Below are 23,169 nucleotides of genomic sequence, written 5' to 3' on the forward strand. Positions count from 1 at the left end.
TCCTTCTCCTGGCGATACAGGGCATACAACTGCTCGACGCTCTCAGCGATCTCAATCGGTTGTCGCGGTCGTCCTGTTCTCATACGCCAAGTTTATTTAGCACACCTTGACTCCGCAAGCGGTATTACAAGGTGGTAGAGCCTGGGGATTTTGCCTACAATCCTTATCGTATCAATGTGGGATCGTTGGCGTTGCTTGGAAACCGCCCTTGTGGATTGGTGAGCCCAGCCTACGTCGTCTTCAGAGTTCGCCCGAACAGCGGGCTTGATCCCCACTTCTTGTTCCTCGTCTTGAAGAGCACGAGGTGGCAACGCGAAATCAAAAGGATGTCGATGGCCAGGGGAAGCGTGAGGCGAAGTCTTGCGTTCAGGGACCTGGCGGAGTTTGAAATTCCCCTTCCTCCTCTCCCCGAGCAGCGCGCCATTACGCATGTGCTGCGGGCGGTGCAGCGGGCGCAGGAGGCCAGCGAGCGGGTCGTCGCCGCGCTGCGCGAACTGAAAAAGAGCTTGATGCGCCACCTGTTCACCTATGGGCCGGTGGCCGTAGGAGTACGGGATGCCGTGCCCCTGCAGGACACCGAACTCGGCCCCCTCCCCACCCACTGGCGGGTGGTGCGGTTGGGGGAGGTGGCGGAGGTTAGACCTGCCCGTACTCCAAAAGAAAAGCACAATCTGCTCCCATTCATTCCAATGGCACTTATTCCAGAAAATGGGATTTTTATCTCCTAATGGGAATTGAAGCCGATAGAAAAGATAAGAAGCGGTGTATTTGTTACCGAGGGTGATCTTTTGCTAGCAAAGATCACCCCCTGTCTTGAAAACGGCAAACAGGGTATTGTGAAAGATATTCCAGGCGGTTGGGGCTATGCGTCTACGGAAGTCTTCCCGATACGCCCTAAAGGAGAGATTTTGACAGAATATCTTGCTCTATATCTTTTGCAGGCAGAAGTTCGTCAGAATCTTGCATCCAAGATGGAAGGCACAACAGGAAGACAACGTCTTCCAAAAGCAGTTGTTGTTTCTCTTCCCATCCCCCTCCCACCGCTCTCCGAACAACACGAAATCGCCCGCATCCTGCAAACGGTGGATCGGCGGATTGAGGCGGAGGAGGCGTATGCGCGCGCCGCGCAGGAACTGTTCCGCTCGCTGCTGCATGAGTTGATGACGGCGAAACGACGGTTGCCGGCGGAATTTGTCGCACGTTTCCAGCAGGAGGAGCAACCATGACCCTGGCATCTGAACGTCACACCGTCCAAAACCCGCTCATCCGCTACGCGGTGGAAGCAGGCTGGGAATATCTTCCCCCCGACGAAGCCCTGCGTATGCGTGGCGGCGAGGAGAAGCCCTTCCTGCATCCTGTGCTGGTGGAGCAGATCCAGCGCCTCAACCCCGGCGTGGTGACGGAGGCCGCTCAGTCCGAAGAGGTCATCCGCCGCCTGCTCACCGTGCGCGCCGACATCGAGGGCAACCGTGAGGCCTGGGAGTACCTCAAGGGGCTGAAGACCGTCTTCGTCCAGGCCGAGCGGCGCGAGCGCAATCTTGCCCTGCTCGACCCGGAACGCCCGGAGGCCAATCGCTTCCACGTCACCGACGAGTTCACCTTCCAGAGCGGCGCCCGCCGCATCCGCGCCGATGTGGTCTTCCTCATCAACGGCATCCCGGTCATCCTCATCGAGACCAAAGCCGCGACCCGCCTGGAGGGCATCGCCGAGGCTTTCGATCAGATACGCCGCTACCATCAGGAGGCACCCGACCTGATGGCGCAGGCGCAACTGTTTGCCCTCACCCACCTGGTGCAATTTTTCTACGGCGCCACCTGGTCGCTCTCGCGTAAGGCGCTCTTCAACTGGCGCGAAGCAACCAATGCCGCCGATTTCGAGACGCTCGTCAAAGCCTTCATCGCCCCGCGGCGCGTGCTGCGCGTGCTCACCGATTACATCCTCTTTGCCCGCAAGGACGGCGAACTGCAGAAGATTGTCCTGCGCCCGCACCAGATGCGCGCCACCGAGCGCGTTCTGGCGCGTTCCTATCAGGCAGTGACCGCACAAAAAGCGCCCCGCCGCGGCCTGATCTGGCACACGCAAGGCTCCGGCAAGACCTATACCATGCTGACCATCGCCCGTCGCCTGATTGAGGACGGACGTTTCGACAATCCCACCGTCCTGCTCATCGTGGACCGCAACGAACTGGAGAGCCAACTGTTCCAGAACCTGGAAGCGGTCGGCTTCGGACGGGTGCACCTGGCGCGCTCTAAAAGCCACCTGCGCGACCTGCTCAAGGCCGATACGCGCGGGCTGATCGTCTCAATGATTCACAAATTCGACGACATGCCAGCGGCTCTCTGCACGCGGCGCAACGTCTTTGTGCTGGTAGATGAAGCCCATCGCTCCACCGGCGGCGACCTGGGCAACTACCTGATGGGCGCGCTGCCCAACGCCGTCTTCATTGGCTTCACCGGCACGCCCATTGACCGCACGGCGCACGGCAAGGGCACCTTCAAAGTCTTCGGCGCCGATGACCCGCAGGGCTACCTGGACAAATACTCCATCCGCGAGTCCATCGAGGATGGCACCACCGTCCCGCTGCACTATCAACTGGCCCCGAACGACCTGATGGCCGACCGCGAGGCGATGGAGCGCGAGTTCTGGGCCCTGGCGGAACTCGAGGGCGTGGCCGAGGTGGAGGAACTCAATCGCGTCCTCGACCGCGCCGTGACGCTGACCAACATGCTCAAGAACCGTGAGCGGGTGGACAAAGTCGCCGCCTTTGTCGCCGACCACTTCCGGCAGTATGTCCAGCCGATGGGCTACAAGGCCTTCCTGGTCGCCGCCGACCGCGAGGCTTGCGCCTTGTACAAAGAAGCTCTCGACCGCTACCTGCCTGCGGAGTGGAGCGCGGTGGTCATCAGCGCCGGCCACAACGACCCTCCGCACCTCAAGCGCTATCACCTGAGCGAGGAAGAGGAAACGCGTCTGCGCCGCGCCTTCCGCAAGCCGGGTGAGGACCCGCAGATCTTTATCGTCACCGAGAAACTGCTCACCGGCTACGACGCCCCCATCCTCTACTGCATGTACCTCGACAAGCCCATGCGGGATCATGTGCTCTTGCAGGCGATCGCCCGCGTCAATCGTCCGTACGAGAGCGAGGACGGTCAGTGCAAGACCAGCGGGCTGATTCTCGACTTCGTCGGCGTCTTCGAGAACCTGGAGCGGGCGCTGGCCTTCGATTCGCAGGACGTGAGCGGCGTGGTGGAGGGCATCGAAGTGCTGCAAAAGCGCTTTGCTGCCCTGATGAGCACAGCCCGGACCGACTATTTGCCTCTATATGCCGGCAAGTCCGCAGACAAGGCAGCGGAAACCGTGCTGGAGCACTTCCGGGATAAGGAGCCGCGGGAAGCCTTCTACCGCTACTTTCGCGAGGTCGAGGAAATCTACGAAATCCTTTCCCCCGATCCTTTCCTACGCCCCTACCTGGAAGACTATCAGCGGCTGGTGGAGATGTACCGCCTGCTGCGCGCCGCCTACGAGCCGCACGTGCCGGTGGACAAATCCTTCCTGCGCAAGACGGCTGAGATCGTTCAGCAGCACAGCCGCACCGATGCCCTCCGTGAGCCACAGGCCACCTACGAAATCGGCCCGGCCGCGTTGCTGGCGCTCCTGACCGCGGAAAGACCCGAAACGGTCAAAGTCTTCAACCTGCTGAAGGAACTACACCGTCTGGTGGAGGAACAGGGGCGCGCTGCTCCCTACCTGCTCTCCATCGGCGAGCGCGCCGAAGAGATTCGCCGGCGTTTTGAGGAGCGCCTCATTGAGTCCCAGCAGGCACTGCAGGAATTAGAGGACTTGGTGAGACAACTCCGAGAAGCTGAAGAAGAACGCCGCAGCAAAATGGGCGATCTGTCGGATCGCCCCTACGCGCCGCAGGCGTTTGCCGTGGAATGGTGGCTGCGCACCCATCAGGTCCCGGCAGAAGAGGCCCGGGCGGTCGCGCAGAAGATGGAGGACGCTTTTGCTGCTCTGCCGCACTGGATGAGCAGCCGCAAGCAGGAAGGCGAATTGCGCACAGCCCTGTACAAGGCGTTGCTGGCGGCTGGCATCAGCGAGGTTGTCGCCTGGGCGGACGCCATCCTGAACCTATTGCGGAGGGCCGCCGAATGAAGAAAGAGACAAGACCGGATTGGCAGCCATTGGAAGAAGCCGTCCCGATAGACGTGTTTCATGCCGAGGTGTGGGCGTGGGCGAAGCGCCTCAGCGTTACAGAGTGTGTGCGGGAGATTCACCTGCGCCCTATGAAACGCAAATGGGCGAGTTGTTCCTCGCGTGGCCGGCTTACCTTCGATACTAACCTCTTGCGTCAGCCCGCCGAGTTTCGCCGCGAGGTGATTGTGCACGAGTTGCTCCATCTCAAAGTGCCCAACCACGGCAAGGTGTTCAAGGCGTTACTCAACGCCTACCTGGCATCAGCCGAAACGGCTTCCTTGACCAAGCAGGAGAAGCCTACCGACATCGTGTCCAAGTCGTAGAATCACAACCGGCGCGAAGCGTGATCGGCGCCTCCGCGTTGAAGTGAACCCCAAGCGCGGAGCGTGCGAGATGGCACACGTCAACATCGCAGCGCGCCATTCACGCCGCCACAGAGGGCGCTGCAGGGATGCGCCGGCCGCAGATCAGGCCGCTTGGGTCGCCGAACTGGCGCCTACTCGCGCGACATGCGCGCTCGGCGATAATTGCGCGCGGTATGGCCATACACGTTCACATCCTGGGCATTTCCGGCAGCCTGCGGCGCGGGTCGTTCAACACCGCGCTGCTGCGCAACGCACAGGCGATGTTGCCCCCAGACGCTTCGCTGGAGATCGCCGACCTATCCGGCATTCCGCTCTTCAACCAGGATCATGAGCACGCGCCCCCCGAAGCCGTGCGCACATTCAAAGCACAGATCGCCGGCGCAGATGCGCTGCTGTTCGCCGTACCGGAATACAACTACTCGATCCCCGGCGTGTTGAAGAACGCGATTGATTGGGCGTCGCGGCCCTACAATGAGCAGCCCTTCAACGGCAAGCCGGCGGCTATTATCGGCGCGGGCGGGCGCTTCGGCACGGTGCGCGCCCAGCTTCACTTCCGCCAGATCGCCGGCTATCTCAACCTGCTGATGCTGCCCAGGCCAGAACTGATGATCCCCCTGGCCCATCAAAAATTCGACGCCGACGGCGCGCTGACCGACCCGGAAGCGCGCGACCAGCTCCGGGAAGTACTGAACGCATTGGTGGCGTGGGCCCGCCGATTGCGATCAACCGCCTGACACAAACTCAGCCCGTCCCCGGCGCGGCGGCGACATCGTGCGCGGTTCTGATGAAATATCCCTGCGCCACCTCGGGCGGCGGGAAGGTCATCCGAAATCGCTCCACAGCGATCACCACCAGCGGACGGCAAGCAGTGATGTCGGGGAAGAATGCCGGCTCCACCTTAAGTTCACGCACACGGCACAGCCGCGCCGTCCCCCGAGCGGTGGGGCGCGTGATGAGCAAATCGCTCTTCCGCGCCTGGGCCACGGCCAAGGGCACAAGTGCGGACGAGATGGGGAAGCGCGGTCCAAACGGCGCCAGCGTTGCGGAGAAAAGCACCCGGCCAGGATACATGACCCGATAGGAGACGCTACTGTTGGCGTGTTGCTCACGCGCGAAAGCAGCACATTCTTTGGGAATGCCCCAGTTCTCGATGCCGCCGCGCATGCTCGCCTCGGTGCTCACATAGATTTTGCTGATCGAAAACAGGCGCCGGCCCATCAACTGCAATCGCCCGGGGATGAAGAGTAATTCGTGATACGGCCCTGCGCTGGTCTCGTGGTAATTCACCAGCATCACCGCGCCGAGCGTGTCCTGAAGGTGAGCGCGCTGCCAATCTGCCATGAAGCCGTCGCGCTCGACAAAGGCGCGCGAGAAGCGAAACAGCCAGATGAAGCCGTCGCCGGTCAAGTGCCAGGGAGGTGGCGTGCTCACAGCGGAATGTTCCCGTGCTTCTTGGGCGGATTAGCGTCGCGCTTGTTGCGCAACATCTGGAGCGCGTTGATCAAGCGCGGGCGGGTATCGTGCGGCTCGATGATGTCGTCAATGAAGCCGCGCTGCGCAGCGGCGTAGGGATTCGTCACCTCTTCCTGATACTGTCGCACCAACTCGGCCTTTTTGGCGATTGGGTCTTCGGCGTTGGCGATCTCGCGGCGGTAGATGATGCTCACCGCGCCATCGGCGCCCATCACGGCCAGTTCGGCCGACGGCCAGGCCAGCACCAGGTCGCCCCGCGTGGCGCGCGGGCTGAGCACGCAATAGGCCCCGCCATAGGCTTTGCGCGTGATCACGCAGATCTTCGGCACGGTCGCCTCGCAGTAGGCATAGAGCAACTTCGCCCCGCTGCGGATGATGCCGCCGTGCTCCTGGGCCACGCCCGGCAAAAAGCCCGGCACGTCCTCGAAGGTGACAATCGGGATGTTGAAGCAGTCACAGAAGCGCACGAAGCGGGCCGCCTTCTCGCTGGCGTTGATGTCGAGCACGCCGGCCAACACCGCCGGCTGATTGGCCACAATGCCGACCGAATGGCCGCCCAGGCGCGCAAAGCCGATGATGATGTTCGTCGCGTAGTGCTCCTGCACCTCGAAGAAATGGCCGTCGTCCACGATCCTGGTGATCACCTCTTTCATGTCGTACGGCTTGTTCGGGTTATCGGGCACGATCGTATCCAGCGCGTCGTCGGTGCGCAGTGGATCGTCCTTGCTCTTCACGCATGGCGGCTCTTCCATGTTGTTGCTGGGCAGATAGCCGAGCAGCCTGCGGATCAGGTATAGACAATCTCCTTCGCTCTCCGCAGCAAAATGGGCCACGCCGCTGGTGGTGTTGTGGACCAACGCGCCGCCAAGTTCCTCAAACGTCACATCCTCATGAGTCACCGCCTTCACCACGTCGGGGCCAGTCAGGAACATGTGGCTGGTGTGCTTCACCATGAAGATGAAGTCGGTCAGCGCCGGCGAATACACCGCGCCGCCGGCGCACGGCCCCATGATCGCGCTGATCTGCGGGATCACGCCGCTGGCCAGGGTGTTGCGCAGGAAGATGTCGCTGTAGCCCACCAGCGACATCAGCCCTTCCTGGATGCGTGCTCCACCACTGTCGTTGATGCCGATAATCGGCGCGCCGTTCTTCAGCGCCATCTCCTGGATTTTGACGATCTTGCTGGCATGAGCGGCCCCCAAGCTGCCGCCCATCACCGTGAAATCCTGAGAGAACACGTAAACGAGCCGGCCGTCAATCGTGCCCCAACCGGTCACCACGCCATCGGTCAACCAGTGCTGGGTGCTCATGCCAATGCCGCTGGGGCGGTTGGTGACGAAGGCATCTATCTCGCGGAACGAGCCGGGGTCGAGCAATAGATCGAGCCGCTCGCGCGCGGTGAGCTTGCCCTTGGCGCGATGCGCTTTGATCTTGTCTTCGCCGCCGGCGACCAGGGTTTGTGCGCGTAGTTCGCGCAGCTTGCGGATACGAGGATCGGGTGAGTCGGGCATGGTGCGGTCAAATGATCAAATTCAGGTATCGGATTTTGGCGATGGTTGTGCCTCGGCCTGGCGCCCTGCGGACCGAACGTCTAGCCATAGCGCAGCCCCGCCGATGCACAGGATGGAAAGTGCGCTCAGCAAAGCGCCGAAGCCAGCGCGCGCGCTCGCTTCGGACGAACGGGTGAAGGCCAAGTGGTTCAGCCAAAGATTGGCCTGATACAACACAATGGCCACGATGGTAACACGCGCCGCCCAGCGGCGCGCGCGCGCCAGCCCAGCGGCGCAGGCGCCGAAGGCAATGGCCCAGGCGACGCTCATGAGCGCGACGTAAGGCGCCGGCGCGGCAGCCGGTAAATCCAGCAGTCGCGCGGCCTGTTGGACGGCGAGGAACGCGCGCGCGGCGTTAGCGAGCGCAAACAGCGCGGTTGCGACCACTAGGGCAAGCCTCATCGCCAGTGCTCAGCCTGCGAATGCCAACGCCGCGATTTGCTCGGCGACGACGGGCGCCCAGGCCAAGCCATACGCGCCCAGGCCGAGGGCATAAAGCAAGTTGCCTTCGACATCCAGGCGGCCGACGCGCGGCGCGCCGTCGTCAGTAGTCGTCGTCACGCCTGTGATCCATCGGCGGGTCTGTTCGGGCTTGCCCAGGTCGAATCGCCTGAGGAAGCGGCGCAACACTTCGGAAGGGTCTTTGTCGGCGTCGCGTTCGCGCCAGAGCCACACGGCGCTGTGCCACTCGCCGTCTTTGCCCGGCATCAGTGCCCACTGCGCATCGTCGAAGAGCAGCGGCATGCCGGTGTAGGGATGGCCGAGCGTGCCGGTGTCGCGCAGCGGCTGCGAGGACCAGATCGCCCCGCGCGCGCCGCGCACCGAATCGGCTAAGTAGGGTGAGAGCAAGCCGACGTAGACGTTCGTCGCCAATACGACGCAATGCGCCTTGATCGTGAGGTCTTTGCACAGCGCATAGGTCGCCCGGTCGCTGCGCTCCAGCCGGAGCACCTCGGCGTGTTGGCGAATCGCGATGTTGGGATGGCGCAACAGGCGGACGAGCAGCCGGTCAATGTCCACCAGCGCGCTATCGTGCACCAACAGGCCGCCTGAGAAGCCGGGGGGCAACAGGTCGCGCTGGGTCGTCCACTCGAGGCCGGCGTCCGGCGCGGCTTCGGCGAGTTGCTGTAAGGCCCGCTCGCCTTCGGGAGCGGTCGCCAGATGGAGCGCGCTGCACGATTGGAGCAGCGCGCCGTGCTGCGCAGCGAGGCGTTTGAGGCGCTGGAGCCCATGCTTCGTCTCCTGGATGTGCGCCATGTGGGGGCTGAGCGTCGCCAAGCCGAGCGCGCGGCGCGTCGCCCCTTGGCCGACGCGCCGGGCATCCACGACGCCGACGCGCGCGTTGCGCTCGGCGAACTGCGCGGCAATCATCGCGCCGGTCAGGCCAGCGCCAATGACGAGGACGTCGGGGGTGAAATCATCCACGGTGCATCGAGGCTGCGATTGTCGGCGATGATGGTCTGCGTGGCGCGCGAAACAAGAACCCGACTCGCGCGCGCCGAGCGCGGACGGCCGTCACTTCTTCGCGCCGGCCTTCTTCTTGGCCGGCGCGGCTTTCTTCGTTGGTCGGGGCGCGGCCGCCGCCTCAGCCGTCGGGTTCAACCAGCGGTACACTTCCTCGGCGTGGCCTTCCGGCTTCACCTTCTCCCAGACATGTTCGACTTTGCCATCGGCGCCGATGACGAACGTGGTGCGCAGGACGCCCATGTACTTCTTGCCATACATGCTCTTCTCGCCCCAGGCGCCGAATGCTTCGGCCACTTTGTGGTCGGTGTCGGCCAGCAACGGAAAGTTCAGCGCGTGCTTGGCGGCGAATTTTTGCTTGGACGACACATCTTGCGGGCTGACGCCATACACCGGCACGCCGAGCGACTCGAATTTGGGCAGGTTGTCGCGGAAGCCGCAGGCTTCTTTCGTGCAGCCCGGCGTGTCGTCGGCCGGATAGAAATACAGCACGTAGCGCCTGCCGAGCAGGTCGGACGACTTGACCGGGCCATTTTGGGACATCAACTCGAACTCAGGGACGGGATCGCCAACTTTCAACATAGCGCATCAATGCGGTCGCGCCGCGCCGTTGTGACTGGGCGAAGGCGGCAGCGCGATCATCGCTTGCTCGGACGGGTTGGCCTTTGCTTTGGCCGGGCGCGAGACGCGCCGCTGACGTAGGCCGGCAGCCAGCGCCTTGCCGCGCTCTAGGGCCAGCGCGTAGATCGCCTTCAGCCCATCCTCGGTCAGCCGTTCGCCCGATCGGCTCCAACGATAGACGGCTTCGCCGATGGCGAAGGTGCCGGCGAACGCAATCGCCACCTTGGGTGCGATGCCCAGCCCCGGCAGCCAGCCGATCGCCAGGCGCGCGACTTGTCGGAGGATGAGGCCGCCGCCGATCACCCCGGCGATCTGCGGCATGATGTGTTTGAAATCTGCGGGCAGCCCCATCGCCAGCGCAATCTTGTAGGCCATGATGGCCTGGTTCTTCGTCAGGATGACGGTGTCGGCGACGGCGACCGGCAGGCCGGTGGCAGGGTTAATTTGCAGCAGGCCGGAGCCCAGGCTATACGTGGCGTTGGCCGTGGCGACGTCTTCGATCAGCGCGCGGACCACCGGCGCGCGAAAGGCAGGCAGATGACGCGCCAGGGCCAGATCGTCAATGGCGTTGAGCTGGCGGATCGCTGCCGTCAGGCGCTCGATCGCCGTCTGCTCGTCGAGCGCGCCGTTATCGAGCGGCAACGTGACGGCATGGCCGGAGGTGACGCTCTGCGCTGGCGGAGGCGCGCCGCGCTCTTGCACGAAGCACATGAGCACGGGCACGTCCGACGCTTCCAACGCGCGCTTCAGCCGCAATGCTTCGTCGAGGAGCTGGGGGGTGTCGCGCGTGACGATGACCACAACGTTCGCGCGCGAGATTGGCGCGGCGTCGGTGATCGGCGCGCCGATGGCTGCGCGATAAGGCGGCGTATCGGTCGGTCGGTCGCCGCGATACATCAAGGCGGCCAGATGTTCGGCAAACTGCGCGTCGCGGCTGACGAACGCGATCAGAAAGGGTGTCTCCGCCGCGATGCGCGCCGGGCGCACGTCTACCTCGCGCAGCACGCTCAAGATCGCGCTAAACGGCCCAAGCGACGAGAGCGCAGAGAAGAGCGATCTGGCCATCCGAAATGTTGAGAGAACCGCAGGAAGATGACGCTCCGCCGCTCAGTTCACGAGGCCTGTGTCTCGCTGCCTTCAGCTTTCGTCTCGCTCGGCTTCTTGGGCTCGTCGCCTTCCAGGCCCTTGCGGAATTCGCGAATGCTCTTGCCCAGCTCACCGCCGATCTTGCCGATGCGGCCGACGCCGAACAGCAGGATGACGATGACCAGGATGATGATGATCTCTAACGGTCCGAGGTGTGGCATGCTTTTTGCGCTCCTTTTTGATCGTCGCGCGTTGGCGCGATAGTCCAAGTGCTCGCCCTCCACCACGATGGAGGTTGACGGAGATTATAAGCGCCGCGCGAAAGAAAAGGGCCAGGGGCATTTCTGCGATGGCAGGCGCAACCGATGCGAGCCGGCGCGACCCGCCGCTGACGACTAGCCGGCAGCCGCCCGCACGACGGCGAACGCCAATAGGCCAATTGCCAGCCAGCCGTAGTTGTTGCGTGGCAAGTTTAGGATCAACTGCGGCGCCCAGAGGACTGCTAGGGCGAACGCGCCGATGGGCTGCCGCGTGAGCGTGGCCGCCAGAATGGCTAACACATATCCGGCGTTGCGCATGCGCGGCGCTCCTGCGCGAATGCCGGCGGACGCTATGGCCATCGCCACGCTGACCAGCCACACGTCCGGCGTAACCGGTGCGAAGGTCGCAGCGCCCAGCAGCATCGGCAGCCCGACCACGGTTGCGCCCTCCAGAAAGGCGTTCGGAGCGCCATCTCCGCGACAGGCGACAACGGCGACCTGGGCAAGGCAAATCACGCCGATGGCTAACAGCGTTGCTGCCGGCCCCAGCGCCGCCGCCAACACGATCATGATGGCCAGCCCCATCAACCCCAAAAGCAGGATTGCGCCGTAGCGCGGCAACAGTTCGCGTTCTAGCCAATTCACGAGCTGGCCGATGCGGAGCGAGACGTATGCCGCGTCGGAATCCGGCTGAGTGTAGGGGAGCGTCCTGAGCGGCGCGCCTTGTGTCCAGCGTTGCCAGAGCGACAGGGGAGCGGACCAGTTCACGCTGGCGATCGTGCTCCACACCCCTACCCAGGCCAGGCTCAGCAACATGGCCATCGCCAGCGTCAACATCCAGCCAGGGCGCGCGAAGGCGGCGCCGGAGGATGCTGCGCCGCCGAACACGGCGACCGGCGCCAGCCATGTCGCTCTGGGCAGATGGGCCAACAGGGCGGATGCGTCGGAAGCGCACGCCCTGTCCGATGCGTCTGCAGCGCGTGTGGCCTGTTCTTGCCCAGAAGCAAATCTCATGGCAGCGGTGTCGGGGCGACGGTTGGGATGGGTGTCGGCGCCGGCGTCTTCCCCGTGATGAGGAACTCGATAGCCGCTTCGAGTTGCGGATCTTTGCCGTCGCGCGCGTCTTCCGGCGGGTTACTCACGACGTAGTCGGGGGTGATGCCCACGCCGTGGATGGCGCGATCGTTCGGCGTGTACCAGCGCTCGATGGTGATGCGCAACTGGCCGCCGTTGGAAAGCGTTTGTGGCGATTGCACCGACCCTTTGCCGAAGGTTCTTTCGCCGATCAGCGTGGCGCGCCCCCTATCCTGCAGCGCGCCGGCGACGATCTCCGCCGCGCTGGCCGAGCCGCCGTTGACCAGCACCACCATGGGAATATCCTGCGCGATGCCGCGATCAGATGTTGATGTGACCTTCTTGTTGCCGCGATAGTCGCGCTCGATGACGAACGTCCCTCGCTTGAGGAAGATATCGCCGACTTCCTTGGCTTGGCTGAGCAACCCGCCGGGGTTATCGCGCAGATCGAAGATCAGCGCCCTGGGCTGCTTTTCCAGGATCGCTTTGAGGTGCTTTTCCAGTTGCTTGCTGGCCGGCTGGCTGAAGTCGAATAGGCTGATGTAACCAATCGAGCCATCGCCGACCATCCGACTTGAGACGAGCGGGATCTCGATGCGCTCGCGCACCAGCGTCACCTGGAAGGGCCGCGAGCGATTGGCGCGGCGCAGGGTCAGCGTCACGGTCGTGCCGCGGGGCCCGCGCACCATCGCCGCGACTTCGGTCGAATTGAGGCCCTGCGTGCTGACGCCGTCCACCGCCTCGATGATGTCGCCGGGCAACACGCCGCCGCGATCGGCCGGCATCCCGGGAAAGGTGCGCACAACCTGAACGCCTCCCGACGGCGTTTGTTTCAGCGTCGCGCCGATGCCCTCAAATGTGCCGGTGATGTCTTCGTTCATCAGCTTGGCGAAGCGCGGTTCGACGTATTGTGTGAATTCGTCGCCCAGCGCGTTGACCAGACCTTTGATCGCGCCATCAGTGAGCTGCGCGCTCGACGGCATCTCGCCATACCATTGTGTGCGTAAACGGTTGATCACTTCGTTGATTAACGCAAAGTTCAATTCCTGTTGTCCGGCTGCGGCGTCGCTATCGCCGGCGCTCGCGGCGACGTTCGGCGGAAAGGGCGAGGCGCCTGTGAACAGCAGGCCGCCGGGGCGCGACAACACAACGCCGGCGGTCATGCCGAGGATGAAAATCAGCGCGCCGATGAACATGCCGAGCAACCCCAGCGCGATGTTTTTGACCAGGCTGCTGCTGGCCGAGTCCGATCTATCCATCATCTACCTCACCTGTGGTTCGTGTGTAACCCGTCGTGTCTTTTTCTGCAAATCGCCACCTCATCGTCGGGCGTTGCCTATGGCCTCGCTCAACACGCGGATGGCGCGTTCGAGCTGTGCGTCCTCGGAGCCGACCACTTCGATGTCCGGCGTCAGGCCGGCCCCGTCCAGTGCTCGTCGCTCCGGCGTGAGCCACTTCGCTGCCGTCACGCGCACCGCTGACCCATCCGACAGGTCGAAGATCAATTGCACCGATCCCTTGCCGAAGGTCTTCTCGCCTATGAGCAAGCCCCGTTTGTGATCTTGAATCGCGGCGGCGAAGATTTCCGCTGCGCTGGCCGTGTTGCTGTTCACCAATACGGCGATGGGTTTGCCATTCGTCGGCTTGGTGTGTCCCTTTCGCACGCGATGCACGATTTCAGGTTGATCGCGCCGCTGCTCAATAGCGACGATGCCGTCGTTCAGAAATTCGCTGGCTGCCTCTACTGCGGCGGCCAGTGAACCTCCACCATTGTTGCGCAGGTCAATGAGATAGGCCTGAGAGTCCGCGGCGGACAGCGCTGAGAGTGCGCGCTTGGCTTCTTCACCTGTGCGTTCGGTGAAGTTGCGGATGCGAACGTGGCCGATCGTCGCCAACGCGCCGCGCACCGTCGTGGTGATCGTGCGCCATTCAACCGAGTTCACCTCGATCGTCTGCCGGATGATGGTGAACGTCAATCGCTCGCGTTGTGGGCCGCGCAGCACCTCGATGGTCACCGGCGCGCCGACCTCGCCGCGGATACGCGCAACATCTTCCAGGTCGGCTGGCGAAGGCAAGGGCGTGCCGTCTATGCCGACCAGGATGTCGCCCTCACGCACGCCGGCCTTGGCCGCCGGCCCATCGGGCATGGGCGATAGCACGATCTCCCCGCGTTCGTTGCGGGTGAAGCTGACGCCGATGCCGCCGAATCTGCCGCGCATATGATCGCGCTCCAGCGCGCGCGCCTGGGGTTCGACGAACGTCGTGTAGGGGTCATTCAACGTGGCCAGCGCGCCGCGCACGGCGCCGTACTCGCGCACGGTATCGCTGGGCACCACGCCGACGAAATGGTCGCGCACATGGCCCCACGCTTCGTCGAGCAATGCGTGTGGATTGCTGCCGTAGTGGTCAATGCGCTCGATGCGCAGTTCAACCGGGGCGAGCAACATGCGGCCCACGTATCCCGCGCCAACCATCATCGCGCTCCACACGAAGAAAGCGACGATGATCAATCCCTTCTCAATACGGCTCATTGGTCGCAATGGGGCCATCGTCGTCCCAAGCCGCTCACGCAGTGCTTTCCGTGAAAACGGGATAATGTCGCCATGCCTAACGATATCCAGTTCTACGATAACCCGAACGGTCGGCCGTTCGATAAGCTCCCGACACGCCCGCCGAGCGACGCGCGCATCACCGATTACCGCGTGATGCCCTGGCCGGATGGCACGCGCGTGACGGTGGAGATGGGCCTGACGCCGTTCAAGGAATTCCCTTCGATTGACGTGAGCATCCTGACCGAGGATGGCGAGGTGTTGCGCTGCACTTCGTTGGTGGGCGCGATGGAGCGTCGGCCGGCGCCGACGATGTGGCTGCCGCGGGGTGTCCCCAAGGGCACGCCGCTCGTCGCATTGATCGAGGTGCTGGGCGACGAAGCGCCGCTCCAGACGGTGCGCGTGGCGTTCACCGTCGCCGGGCCCATCATCAAGCAGGCCGTAGCGCTGTAGCGCCGAATTACCCCGCTGACGAATCGCACGCGCGACTGCCGATGCGCAATCGCATGGGCGCCAGGCCGGTCGTTGCGCCGATGGGCTACCGATACTCCAGCGCGCCCGGCGCTGCGTTCAGCCGCTCGACCGGCACACCTAGGGCGACCAGGATCGCGCGTGCCACGGACACGCCGAACAACTGCGCGAACGGCGTCTGGCGGCGATACTCGATCACGCGCGGCTCGCCGGTGATGCCGCCCCGCGATGCAGCCTCCTTGACTGCGTCATCCAAGTAACCGAGCTGATCCACTAGCTTGAGCGCATGCGCCTGCCGGCCGGTGTAGATGCGCCCGTCGGCCAATTGCTTCACCTCCTCGACCGTCATGCCGCGGTTGTCGGCGATGATCTTGACGAAGTTCTCGTAAGTCTCGTCAATCACCGCTTGCCATAGCTTACGGTCTTCTTCGGTGAAAGGTGAGGTGGGATTGCCGAAGTCCTTGAACTCACCAGATTTGATGACCGTGCTTCTCAAGCCCAGCTTCTCGTACAGGCCCTCAATGTTGGTGAATTCGCTGATCACGCCGATGCTGCCGGTGAGCGTGTCGGGATGTGCGACGATGTGGTCTGCAGCCATGCTGACGTAGTAGCCGCCTGACGCTGCCAGCGCGCCCATGTGCACCACCACCGGCTTGTTCGCCTGCTTTAGCGCATGGTAGATCTCGTCGCTGCCGATCACGCTGCCGCCCGGCGAGTCCACGCGCAACACGATCGCCTTGACCTCCGGGTCGCGTGCTGCCGATCGGATCAACTGGACGATGCTGCCCGAAGCCGCGACGGCCGCAGGGCCGGTGAGGTCGAACTCCGGCGCCTCGCCGCTGACAATCGGGCCGTTGACGCTGATGACGGCCACCGCCGGGCCGGTGAGCGGGCCGGAGATGTGGCGTGGCATGATCGCCGTCCCGCTCGTCGCCATTGTGGGGGTGCCTAGCGAGCCGAGCGATGCGCCGAAGCCAACCAGCGTGGCCAACATTAAGCACACGCACATGAAGATCGGCAGCGAAAATCCAACGAGTACGCCGATGAGCGTCCACGTCGCCGTGCGGTTGCCGTTTCCGGCAACGGTTTTTTGTTCGGTCATTTTGCCTCCTTAGGCGTCCTTTCTGCCGCGTTTGAATCGTCTCACGCGCCAGCCGACGGCTAGATTTCAGTGTATCGGCCTTGCATGAGAGGTGAGTTAAGTTGACCTTGATGAAGCGGCTGCACGATGGCGCTCATCGGTAGAGCAGTGGTAGATGCGCGACCCTGCCGCCGGTGACCGGAAACCTGTTTCCCTGGCAAAATTAAACTTTATGTTAAACTGCATCCGGCTACGCTGTAACAAATGTTGAAGCGGTACAGCCGCTATATCCACACGCCGCCGGCGGGTGACACAGTGGCATGGATACATGAGCGAGCAACTCAGACGGGTTGAGCGTCCAGGTGCGCTGGGCGCGCGTCACAATCGCCGGCCTGATCGATCGAGGGCTATGCTCAGCCGGTCATCATCACCAAGGAAGCCCTGAGCTGCCATGCCAAAGGCTGATTCTGGTCATCGGCGCACGGTTTCAGCTTTCGCAACCCGACCGCACTAACCGGCTCTGTATCGAACGCACGCGGTAGCGCTCCTCATCTCGCACCATGTCGTAGATGTAGTCGCGCACTTCGCAGACCTCGTTGCGATTTAATGAGTTGGCATAGTGCCAGAATTCGCGGCTGGCAACGACTGCGCTGCTCTCTGTTTCCGAGATGATCCGAGGCGCGCGGAGATACTCGTGCTTAATTTCTAGGGCGTCGCGCCGATTGGGCGCGATGCGCATCGCGCGTGGCAGGCGTATGTTGCCGAAGTCCACGACCGTCTTCAGCGCCTTGCTCGTCCAGAAATATTCCAGGTCCTCAGCGCTCGCTTTGCCGGAGTAGAACAGCAGGAGTTGGTCGTTGATTTGGCGGATGGTCATAGCGGCTGGATGCGCTTCTTCAGCGGAGAGCGCGTCGGTTGCGGTTGGCGACGGCAGGGGAGTTGGCGTCGGCTCAGGCGTGGGTAGCGCTGTCGGCTCGGGTGTGGGTAGTGCTGTCGAAGTAGCCATTGTGCTGCTGTCTGTCTCTGGCATTTCGGCCGGAGCGGTTTGGAAGCCATCGGCCGTGGCCGATGGGCTGTCGGCCGGTGTTGCCATTGCGGCGATGGTTTCTGGCTGAACAGTCGGCGCGCTCGCCGCGAGCGTGGGTTGGGGTCGCGAGGTAGACGTCACCTCTGGGACGGCTTGTGGTGCCGCCTGGCTTGCAGGATTTCCGCTCAGTGTGGGGAAAATCAACGATGCGCCAATCACCAAGGCGAGCAACATCAGCAGCGGTAGGATCGTGCGAGGCGCGGGAGAGCCGGCTTTCGTTCCTCGCTCGGAATGTGCCGGGCTGTCGGCCTGCGCCTCCGCCGGTGTGACCGCGGCGCCGATGCTGATCGCATAGGCTTCGGGTTTCAATTCTCGCAGTCGGTTTTGTAGCATTCGTAACTTGTCTTGGGCGCGCGCTGCCGCGAGGATCTCGCGCGTTTTGCCGAAGGCGCCGGTGCCGGGCAACGCTTCGTAGTCGAGGCCAATCTCTTTGCAGAGGGCGATCAACTCGGGCTCGGAGAATTCGTTGAGCAACAACTCGCGTAGTTTGGGAAGAATCTGGTCGTTCATGAGATGGATTCTGGGTTGTTGGTGGGTCTCAGATAGTCGGCGTATCGCTCGCTCCATTGGGCATATTTTGCTAACCAGGCCAGAAGTTGGCTGCGACGATGGCTGGGCGGGAGATGTCGGACGAACAGGTCAACGGCTTGATCCAATTCGTCGCCGCGCAGCATCCACATTGAATAGTGTCTGTCGCCATGATGGTATGGCCCGTAGATTTTGCCGCCCAGCGCGTTTTGTAGAAACTCGAGCACGGCGAGATCGCGCTGGTGCAACTTGATCTGCAGGCAGGGGTTACGCCAGTCGCCGGTGAATGACCCCTCACCGACGATGATACCCATGATGTAGCCGAGATCGAAATCACTAATACCGCTTGTCTTGGGTTTGTCTTCATGTGTGTGTTTCACGGAGAAATTTTACATGAAACAACATGAGGGTCAGAACGCTTGAGCATTCTGACCCTCGCAATGGACGCGCCCAGCAGGATTCGAACCCACAACCCCTTGATCCGAAGTCAAGTGCTCTATCCAGTTGAGCTATGGGCGCAAGTTTCAGCGTAGAATTTATCACATTTGACAGATCCGAGCAACTGATTATCATGTCTGGCGTGTTGCCGGGTCCTGCGCGGCGGAAGCCTTCGAACCCCGCCAGGACCGGAAGGTAGCAACGGTAAGAAGTCTCTTTCGGGCGTCGTAGGGATGCCCGGCAACACACATTTTGGGATTCAAAGCGATCCAGCGGTCATGACCGAAAAGAAGTCTGTGTCGGAACCCCCTTTATCGGCCGGCAATCTTCGTGCCTTTCGGCTGCCCTGGCTGGCTATCCCGATCATCCTCGGCGCGTTTAGCCTGCTGACCGTAGGCTACCTCAACACCTTTACGCCGGTGACTATCGTTGATGGGGATAAGGTCATCAACGTGCGCACGCATCAGGCCACCGTTGAGGGAGCGCTGCGCGAGGCCGGCGTCGAACTTTTGCCTGAGGACATTGTGTTGCCGGAGAAGACCGCTCCTCTCAACCGCAATGATACGATCGTCGTTCAGCGCGCCAAGTTGGTGCAGTTGTCTGTGGACGACGAAGAGCCGCGATTGCTGCGAACGCAACGAACGCGCGGGTCGCAAGTCCTTGCCGACCTAGGCTATTCGCTCAGCATCAACGATTGGTTATCGGTCAACGGCAGCTTTGAAGACACGCTGCCCGCTGCACCGCAACCGCGATGGGCGTCTGAGTCGGTGCGCCTGCCGGATGCGCGCATTGAATTTCGTCGTGCCGTGCCTCTCACCATTCAGGAGGTGGGCGGCCAGCCCCTCGTCATTACAACGTCGGCCAGGACGGTCGGCGAGGCGCTGCTGCAGGCTGGGTTCATGGTGTACCTGGCCGATAGGGTTGCGCCGGGCCTTGGGACGCCGGTGCAACCAGGGATGCAGGTGACGATCGAGCGGGCCAAGCCAATCACGATCTGGGTGGATGGGCGCCAGTTGCGCACGCGCACATTGCATGACACCGTAGCCGATGTGCTGGCCGAGATGAACATCGTGCTGCTTGAGCAGGACTACGCCCAGCCGGCGCTCGATGCCCCGGTGATCCCGAATGCTGAGATTCGCGTAGTGCGCATCAAACGCGAAATTCAAATCGCGCATGAGTACATCCCCTTCGATACGGTTTGGGAGCCTGACCCGGAGCTTGAGTTGGATACGCAGGTGCTGGCCCAGGATGGCACGCCGGGGGTGCGCGAACGGCGCAGCCTGGTCACATTCGAGGACGGCCTTGAAGTCAAACGTGAATTGATTGCTGATTTTGTCGCCCGAGCGCCTCAGCCGCGCATCTACAAATATGGCACCAAGATCGTCATCCGCACCCTCGATACGCCGCAAGGGCCGGTGCAGTACTGGCGCAAGATCCGCATGTTGGCGACATCTTATTCGGCCAGCACCGCGGGCGTCTCACGCAGCAAGTCGTGGTACGGGCTGGCGCGCTGTGGGCAGCGCATGCGCTTCGGCATTGTAGCTGTGGACCCGCGCGTGATTAGCCTCGGCTCGAACGTCTATGTGCCGGGCTACGGCATCGGTAACGCGTGCGATACCGGCAGCGCGATCATCGGCAAGCGCATAGACCTGGGCTACGACGACGACAACCTTAAGCTGTGGTACCGCTGGGTGGATGTCTATCTGCTAACCCCTGTCCCTAATCAAATCCGCTATCGCCTTGAGTAGCCGAATAAAGGCCCATGGCATCGTTCCGCGCAAAAGCCTGGGACAGAATTTCCTCGCCGATGAAGCTACTGCACGCCGCATCGTTGATGCGGCCGAGGTCGGACAGGACGACTTGGTGCTTGAGATCGGCCCAGGCGCCGGCGCGCTGACCAAGCACCTGGTGAAGTGCGCCGGCTGGGTTGTTGCCATCGAACTCGATCAAACGCTGATCCCTGCGCTGCGGGAGGAGCTGGGCGAGGCGCAGAATGTCACCATCGTTCACGGCGATGCGCTCAAAGTGGATTTCGTTCAATTGGCCCAGGATGCGGCGCGCATGTTTGGCAGACCGTTTCAGGTCACTCGTTTTGTTGCCAATCTGCCGTATTACATAACATCGGCGGCCATCCGGCGCATCCTCGAATGCGGCCTATCCATAGCATCGGTCGTGCTTACGGTGCAGACTGAAGTGGCCAAACGCGTGACCGCGCAACCGCCGGACATGAGCCTCCTGGCTGTTAGTGTGCAGTTCTATGGACGGCCCGATTTGCTGTTCAGAATCTCCCCAAACCAGTTCTACCCTCAGCCGGGGGTCGAGTCGTCCATCTTGCGGATCACGCCGCACAACCGGCCGCCCGCTATAGACGCCCAGAAGTTCTTTCGCGTAGTCAAAGCCGGCTTCAGCCAGCCACGTAAGCAGTTGCGCAACACTCTGGCTGCTGGGTTGAAGATCACTAAGTCTGAAGCAGAGGCGGCGCTTAGACAGAGTGGCATTGAGCCTGGCCGGCGCGCTGAGACATTGAGCCTGGAGGAGTGGAAGCGACTCGTGGTTTATTTATGTTAAAAACCGGTCGCTTAATCGGTGCTCCAGGTAAGCCATCATGTGCGGTGAGCAGGCTGCGAGGATGGAGAACGTTGTTGCGCCGTAATCTCGACCCGTTTGTAAGGGGAAGAGTTCACGTTGCAGGTTGGTTCGGATGCATCCGCCGGCCTCCTCGACCAGCGGCCACAGCGCAGCGACATCCCACACATGGGAGAGAATATCTAAACTGCCGAGACAAGCCCCTTTAGCCACCAAGGCCAGGTTGTAGCCGGTTGTGCCGAAGACGCGCAACTTCGTGGGAATATCCGGCATCCCGCGTTGGAGCGTTCGCGTGCAGCAGGCAAAAAGCTGCGTCTTGTGTATTAGCGGCTCGCCGGTGTGCTGGTCTTGTTCTAATGCCGCGACGCGAATCGGTCTCTCGTTCAACCAGGCGCCACTGCCGCGCGCGGCGTAGAACTGCTCGCCGGTCATAGGAAAGTCGGCCACGCCTAACACGGGCCGTCCGAAGTGCAGCAGGCCGATCAGCACGCCCCACGTCGGCGCGCCCCATGTGAAGTTGGTCGTGCCGTCAATGGGGTCAATAACCCAGCACCACTCCTGGCCGCGAAAGATTTGGTCGCGTTCTTCGGATAGGATGCCGTGCGTGGGATAGCGGTCGAGGATGGCGTCGCTGAGTCGGCGGTCGGCTTCGATGTCGGACTGGGTGACCAGCGTGCCGTCATGCTTAAGCGTGGCGCTGAGTTGACCGAAGGTTGCCTTGAGCCGTTGCGCAGTCTCGCGCGCCAGGTTGCGGGCAAAATCCAGCGCCCCCTCCGGCAGGTGATCGCCGGATGGAGGGGCGTCGGCGTCACCCGCCAATGTGTCCAGCGCGAACTGTGCTGCGATACGCTGCGCCGCGATGCGCTGCCCGTCTTGGGTGACGCGCTCTAAAAACTGAATCACCGAGAGCCGTTCTTGCAGGCTGAGCCAGCGCCATGCGTTGCGCACGCGCTCGGCGTCCTCGCTAAAAATGCTTTCCCAGAGTTGATCGAGTTCCATGCTCGAGCGGCATTGTACGCGCCATAGCGGGCGATTTTCGTCGTGCGCCACCGTCGCCAGGCTGCCAAGCGCACCTGTGCGGGGCAGATTTCGATGGACGAAACCTTGCTGCGCGCGAGCGGGAGGAAGCGGTCTTTTGTGATATGGCTGGAGTCTTACGCGAGACACCACGCTGCGCCCCGAATCGCGCGGGATGGCGCTGCGATGAGGTCGCACCGCGTAGGCGGCGTCCAAGACTGTGATGCGTTCGCCAACTTCGGCCGGCTCGGACGCGGCTAGGAGAACAAGTCACGATTAGCGGTGACCCAATCCCACAATTGCTGCGCGCCTTCGCGGATGCCGATCTTCGGCGACCAGCCAAGCAGTCGCTCGGCCTTGCGGTTGTCGCTGATGAAGACGCGCTGGTCGCCGGGGCGCCAGTCGGCGTAGGTGACGGGGATAGCCCGGCCGGCCAGCGCCTCCAGCCAGGGCCCGGTCTCCGACCAGATGGTGAGGGTGTTCGTTACGCCGCCGCCGATGTTGAACACTTCGCCGGCCACGGTGTCCATGCGTTCCCAGGCAGCGTCGTAGGCGGCGATCAGGTCATGCACGTGCAGCATGTCGCGCACTTGCTTGCCGTCACCATAGATCGTGATCGGCCGCCCGGTGGCTGTCGCGATCATCAACCAGGCGAGCCAGCCTTGATCTTCGAGGCCGAACTGATGAGGGCCATAAATCGTGCTCTGGCGGAAGACGACGGTGCGCAGGCCGTAAATACGAGCGTAGTCGCGCGTATACTGGTCGCCGGCGCACTTAGAGCAGCCATAGGGCGACTTTGGATCTACCGGCCGGTCTTCCGCGATGCCGTTCGGGTAGTCGCGATAGCGATAGCGCATGCCGTCCAGCACCACGGCGACGTCCTCCAGACCGCCATACACCTTGTTGGTAGACGCATAGATCATGGCCGGCGGGCGCGGCTGCGTGCGAATCGCCTCCAGCACATTGAACGTGCCAAGTGCGTTGATCTCGAAGTCCTCGCGCGGGTTGAGCACGCTTTTTGTCACGGTCACCTGACCGGCTAAATGCACGACCAAGTCCGGCTCGGTCTCCGCCAAAACGCGGCGCAGGGGCGGGAAGTCGCGAATGTCCACTGGGTGGAAGCTCAAGTGATCAGCGCGGCCCTCGCTTTGCGCTTTGCGATGGAGCCAGTCGAGGTTGTGATGGGTGCGCGGCCGTGAGAGGTTGTCGAGCAGGATGACGTGGTTGCCTTTGTCGAGATGATGCGCGGCCAGGTTGCATCCGATAAACCCAGCCCCGCCAATGATGAGCACTCGCATACGTGAGCAGCGCGATTATAGCG

The 23,169-nt window shown here is 62.6% G+C and carries 23 protein-coding genes, 1 tRNA gene and 1 other RNA gene; 9 read left to right on the top strand and 16 right to left on the bottom strand.

The genetic code is table 11. The features are described 5' to 3' along the window. Window positions 1-218 precede the first annotated feature (218 nt). The 5 genes from GXH28_RS16365 to GXH28_RS09850 all read left to right on the top strand — a co-directional run bounded on the left by GXH28_RS16365 (window position 219) and on the right by GXH28_RS09850 (window position 5,297). Entirely contained in the window at window positions 219-728 is a 510-nt protein-coding gene (locus GXH28_RS16365) for a restriction endonuclease subunit S (protein ID WP_338140946.1), read from the top strand. A 6-nt stretch (window positions 729-734) separates the two neighbouring features. Then, window positions 735-1,226 carry a restriction endonuclease subunit S gene (locus GXH28_RS16370; RefSeq protein WP_240550315.1) on the top strand — a complete coding sequence of 164 codons (492 nt, stop codon included), beginning with the start codon at window positions 735-737 and terminating at the stop codon, window positions 1,224-1,226. Then, window positions 1,223-4,156, top strand: coding sequence for a type I restriction endonuclease subunit R (locus tag GXH28_RS09840; RefSeq protein WP_169238854.1), 2,934 nt, complete (start codon window positions 1,223-1,225; stop codon window positions 4,154-4,156). Before GXH28_RS16370 ends, GXH28_RS09840 begins: the two co-directional genes overlap by 4 nt. After that, window positions 4,153-4,521 carry a M48 metallopeptidase family protein gene (locus GXH28_RS09845; RefSeq protein WP_169238855.1) on the top strand — a complete coding sequence of 123 codons (369 nt, stop codon included), beginning with the start codon at window positions 4,153-4,155 and terminating at the stop codon, window positions 4,519-4,521. The genes GXH28_RS09840 and GXH28_RS09845 overlap by 4 nt, the downstream gene beginning before the upstream one ends. A gap of 215 nt (window positions 4,522-4,736) precedes the next feature. After that, entirely contained in the window at window positions 4,737-5,297 is a 561-nt protein-coding gene (locus tag GXH28_RS09850) for an NADPH-dependent FMN reductase (protein ID WP_169238856.1), read from the top strand. A gap of 7 nt (window positions 5,298-5,304) precedes the next feature. Here GXH28_RS09850 and GXH28_RS09855 read toward each other — a convergent pair whose 3' ends face one another. The 10 genes from GXH28_RS09855 to GXH28_RS09900 form a co-directional block, all read right to left on the bottom strand. Then, window positions 5,305-5,994 carry an acetoacetate decarboxylase family protein gene (locus GXH28_RS09855; RefSeq protein WP_169238857.1) on the bottom strand — a complete coding sequence of 230 codons (690 nt, stop codon included), beginning with the start codon at window positions 5,992-5,994 and terminating at the stop codon, window positions 5,305-5,307. Further along, the gene (locus GXH28_RS09860) at window positions 5,991-7,547 is read right to left on the bottom strand and encodes an acyl-CoA carboxylase subunit beta (protein ID WP_169238858.1); all 1,557 of its coding nucleotides are present in this window, start codon (window positions 7,545-7,547) and stop codon (window positions 5,991-5,993) included. Before GXH28_RS09860 ends, GXH28_RS09855 begins: the two co-directional genes overlap by 4 nt. 21 nt (window positions 7,548-7,568) lie before the next feature. Next, complete coding sequence (locus tag GXH28_RS09865; protein WP_169238859.1) at window positions 7,569-7,988, bottom strand: hypothetical protein; 420 nt, start codon at window positions 7,986-7,988, stop codon at window positions 7,569-7,571. 9 nt (window positions 7,989-7,997) lie between these two features. After that, complete coding sequence (locus GXH28_RS09870) at window positions 7,998-9,011, bottom strand: FAD-dependent oxidoreductase (protein WP_169238860.1); 1,014 nt, start codon at window positions 9,009-9,011, stop codon at window positions 7,998-8,000. Window positions 9,012-9,101: 90 nt separating this feature from the next. Then, window positions 9,102-9,632 (bottom strand): thioredoxin-dependent thiol peroxidase, encoded by a 531-nt coding sequence (bcp, locus tag GXH28_RS09875; protein ID WP_206156793.1) that lies wholly within the window; start codon window positions 9,630-9,632, stop codon window positions 9,102-9,104. Between the two features lie 6 nt (window positions 9,633-9,638). Continuing rightward, on the bottom strand, window positions 9,639-10,736 hold the full coding sequence (locus GXH28_RS09880; protein WP_169238861.1) for a hypothetical protein: 1,098 nt from the start codon (window positions 10,734-10,736) through the stop codon (window positions 9,639-9,641). A 47-nt stretch (window positions 10,737-10,783) separates the two neighbouring features. Further along, on the bottom strand, window positions 10,784-10,978 hold the full coding sequence (gene tatA, locus GXH28_RS09885) for a twin-arginine translocase TatA/TatE family subunit (protein WP_169238862.1): 195 nt from the start codon (window positions 10,976-10,978) through the stop codon (window positions 10,784-10,786). Between the two features lie 174 nt (window positions 10,979-11,152). Further along, entirely contained in the window at window positions 11,153-12,031 is an 879-nt protein-coding gene (locus GXH28_RS09890; protein ID WP_169238863.1) for a hypothetical protein, read from the bottom strand. After that, window positions 12,028-13,353, bottom strand: a complete 1,326-nt coding sequence (locus GXH28_RS09895; protein WP_169238864.1) for a S41 family peptidase — start codon at window positions 13,351-13,353, stop codon at window positions 12,028-12,030. The genes GXH28_RS09890 and GXH28_RS09895 overlap by 4 nt, the downstream gene beginning before the upstream one ends. A gap of 57 nt (window positions 13,354-13,410) precedes the next feature. Further along, window positions 13,411-14,622, bottom strand: a complete 1,212-nt coding sequence (locus tag GXH28_RS09900) for a S41 family peptidase (RefSeq protein WP_169238865.1) — start codon at window positions 14,620-14,622, stop codon at window positions 13,411-13,413. A gap of 72 nt (window positions 14,623-14,694) precedes the next feature. Here GXH28_RS09900 and GXH28_RS09905 point away from each other — a divergent pair, with 72 nt between their 5' ends. Further along, entirely contained in the window at window positions 14,695-15,093 is a 399-nt protein-coding gene (locus GXH28_RS09905) for a hypothetical protein (RefSeq protein ID WP_169238866.1), read from the top strand. An 85-nt stretch (window positions 15,094-15,178) separates the two neighbouring features. Here the strand turns inward: GXH28_RS09905 and sppA are convergent, their stop codons facing one another. The 4 genes from sppA to GXH28_RS09925 all read right to left on the bottom strand — a co-directional run bounded on the left by sppA (window position 15,179) and on the right by GXH28_RS09925 (window position 18,326). Next, on the bottom strand, window positions 15,179-16,213 hold the full coding sequence (gene sppA / locus GXH28_RS09910) for a signal peptide peptidase SppA (protein ID WP_169238867.1): 1,035 nt from the start codon (window positions 16,211-16,213) through the stop codon (window positions 15,179-15,181). 466 nt (window positions 16,214-16,679) lie between these two features. Continuing rightward, window positions 16,680-17,789 carry a hypothetical protein gene (locus GXH28_RS09915; protein WP_169238853.1) on the bottom strand — a complete coding sequence of 370 codons (1,110 nt, stop codon included), beginning with the start codon at window positions 17,787-17,789 and terminating at the stop codon, window positions 16,680-16,682. Then, complete coding sequence (locus tag GXH28_RS09920; RefSeq protein ID WP_169238868.1) at window positions 17,786-18,187, bottom strand: hypothetical protein; 402 nt, start codon at window positions 18,185-18,187, stop codon at window positions 17,786-17,788. Before GXH28_RS09920 ends, GXH28_RS09915 begins: the two co-directional genes overlap by 4 nt. Before the next feature lie 65 nt (window positions 18,188-18,252). Beyond that, window positions 18,253-18,326 (bottom strand) — tRNA-Arg (locus tag GXH28_RS09925). A 65-nt stretch (window positions 18,327-18,391) separates the two neighbouring features. Between GXH28_RS09925 and ffs the strand changes: the two genes are divergently transcribed. The 3 genes from ffs (at window position 18,392) to rsmA (ending at window position 20,813) form a co-directional block, all read left to right on the top strand. Further along, window positions 18,392-18,491, top strand: an RNA gene (gene ffs, locus GXH28_RS09930) — signal recognition particle sRNA small type. Window positions 18,492-18,541: 50 nt separating this feature from the next. Next, window positions 18,542-19,993 carry a ubiquitin-like domain-containing protein gene (locus GXH28_RS09935; RefSeq protein WP_206156794.1) on the top strand — a complete coding sequence of 484 codons (1,452 nt, stop codon included), beginning with the start codon at window positions 18,542-18,544 and terminating at the stop codon, window positions 19,991-19,993. Then, a complete protein-coding gene (rsmA, locus tag GXH28_RS09940; RefSeq protein WP_206156795.1) occupies window positions 19,986-20,813 on the top strand; it encodes a 16S rRNA (adenine(1518)-N(6)/adenine(1519)-N(6))-dimethyltransferase RsmA in 828 nt (275 codons plus the stop codon). The genes GXH28_RS09935 and rsmA overlap by 8 nt, the downstream gene beginning before the upstream one ends. Here rsmA and GXH28_RS09945 read toward each other — a convergent pair. Together GXH28_RS09945 and GXH28_RS09950 are read right to left on the bottom strand one after the other, a co-directional pair. Next, window positions 20,805-21,830, bottom strand: a complete 1,026-nt coding sequence (locus GXH28_RS09945) for an inositol monophosphatase family protein (RefSeq protein WP_169238870.1) — start codon at window positions 21,828-21,830, stop codon at window positions 20,805-20,807. The two genes, rsmA and GXH28_RS09945, sit on opposite strands and share 9 nt — an antisense overlap. A 275-nt stretch (window positions 21,831-22,105) precedes the next feature. After that, on the bottom strand, window positions 22,106-23,146 hold the full coding sequence (locus tag GXH28_RS09950) for a GDP-mannose 4,6-dehydratase (RefSeq protein WP_169238871.1): 1,041 nt from the start codon (window positions 23,144-23,146) through the stop codon (window positions 22,106-22,108). Between the last annotated feature and the right edge of the window lie 23 nt (window positions 23,147-23,169).

Source organism: Candidatus Roseilinea sp. NK_OTU-006 (assembly GCF_012931985.1).
Classification (GTDB): domain Bacteria; phylum Chloroflexota; class Anaerolineae; order J036; family Brachytrichaceae; genus JAAFGM01.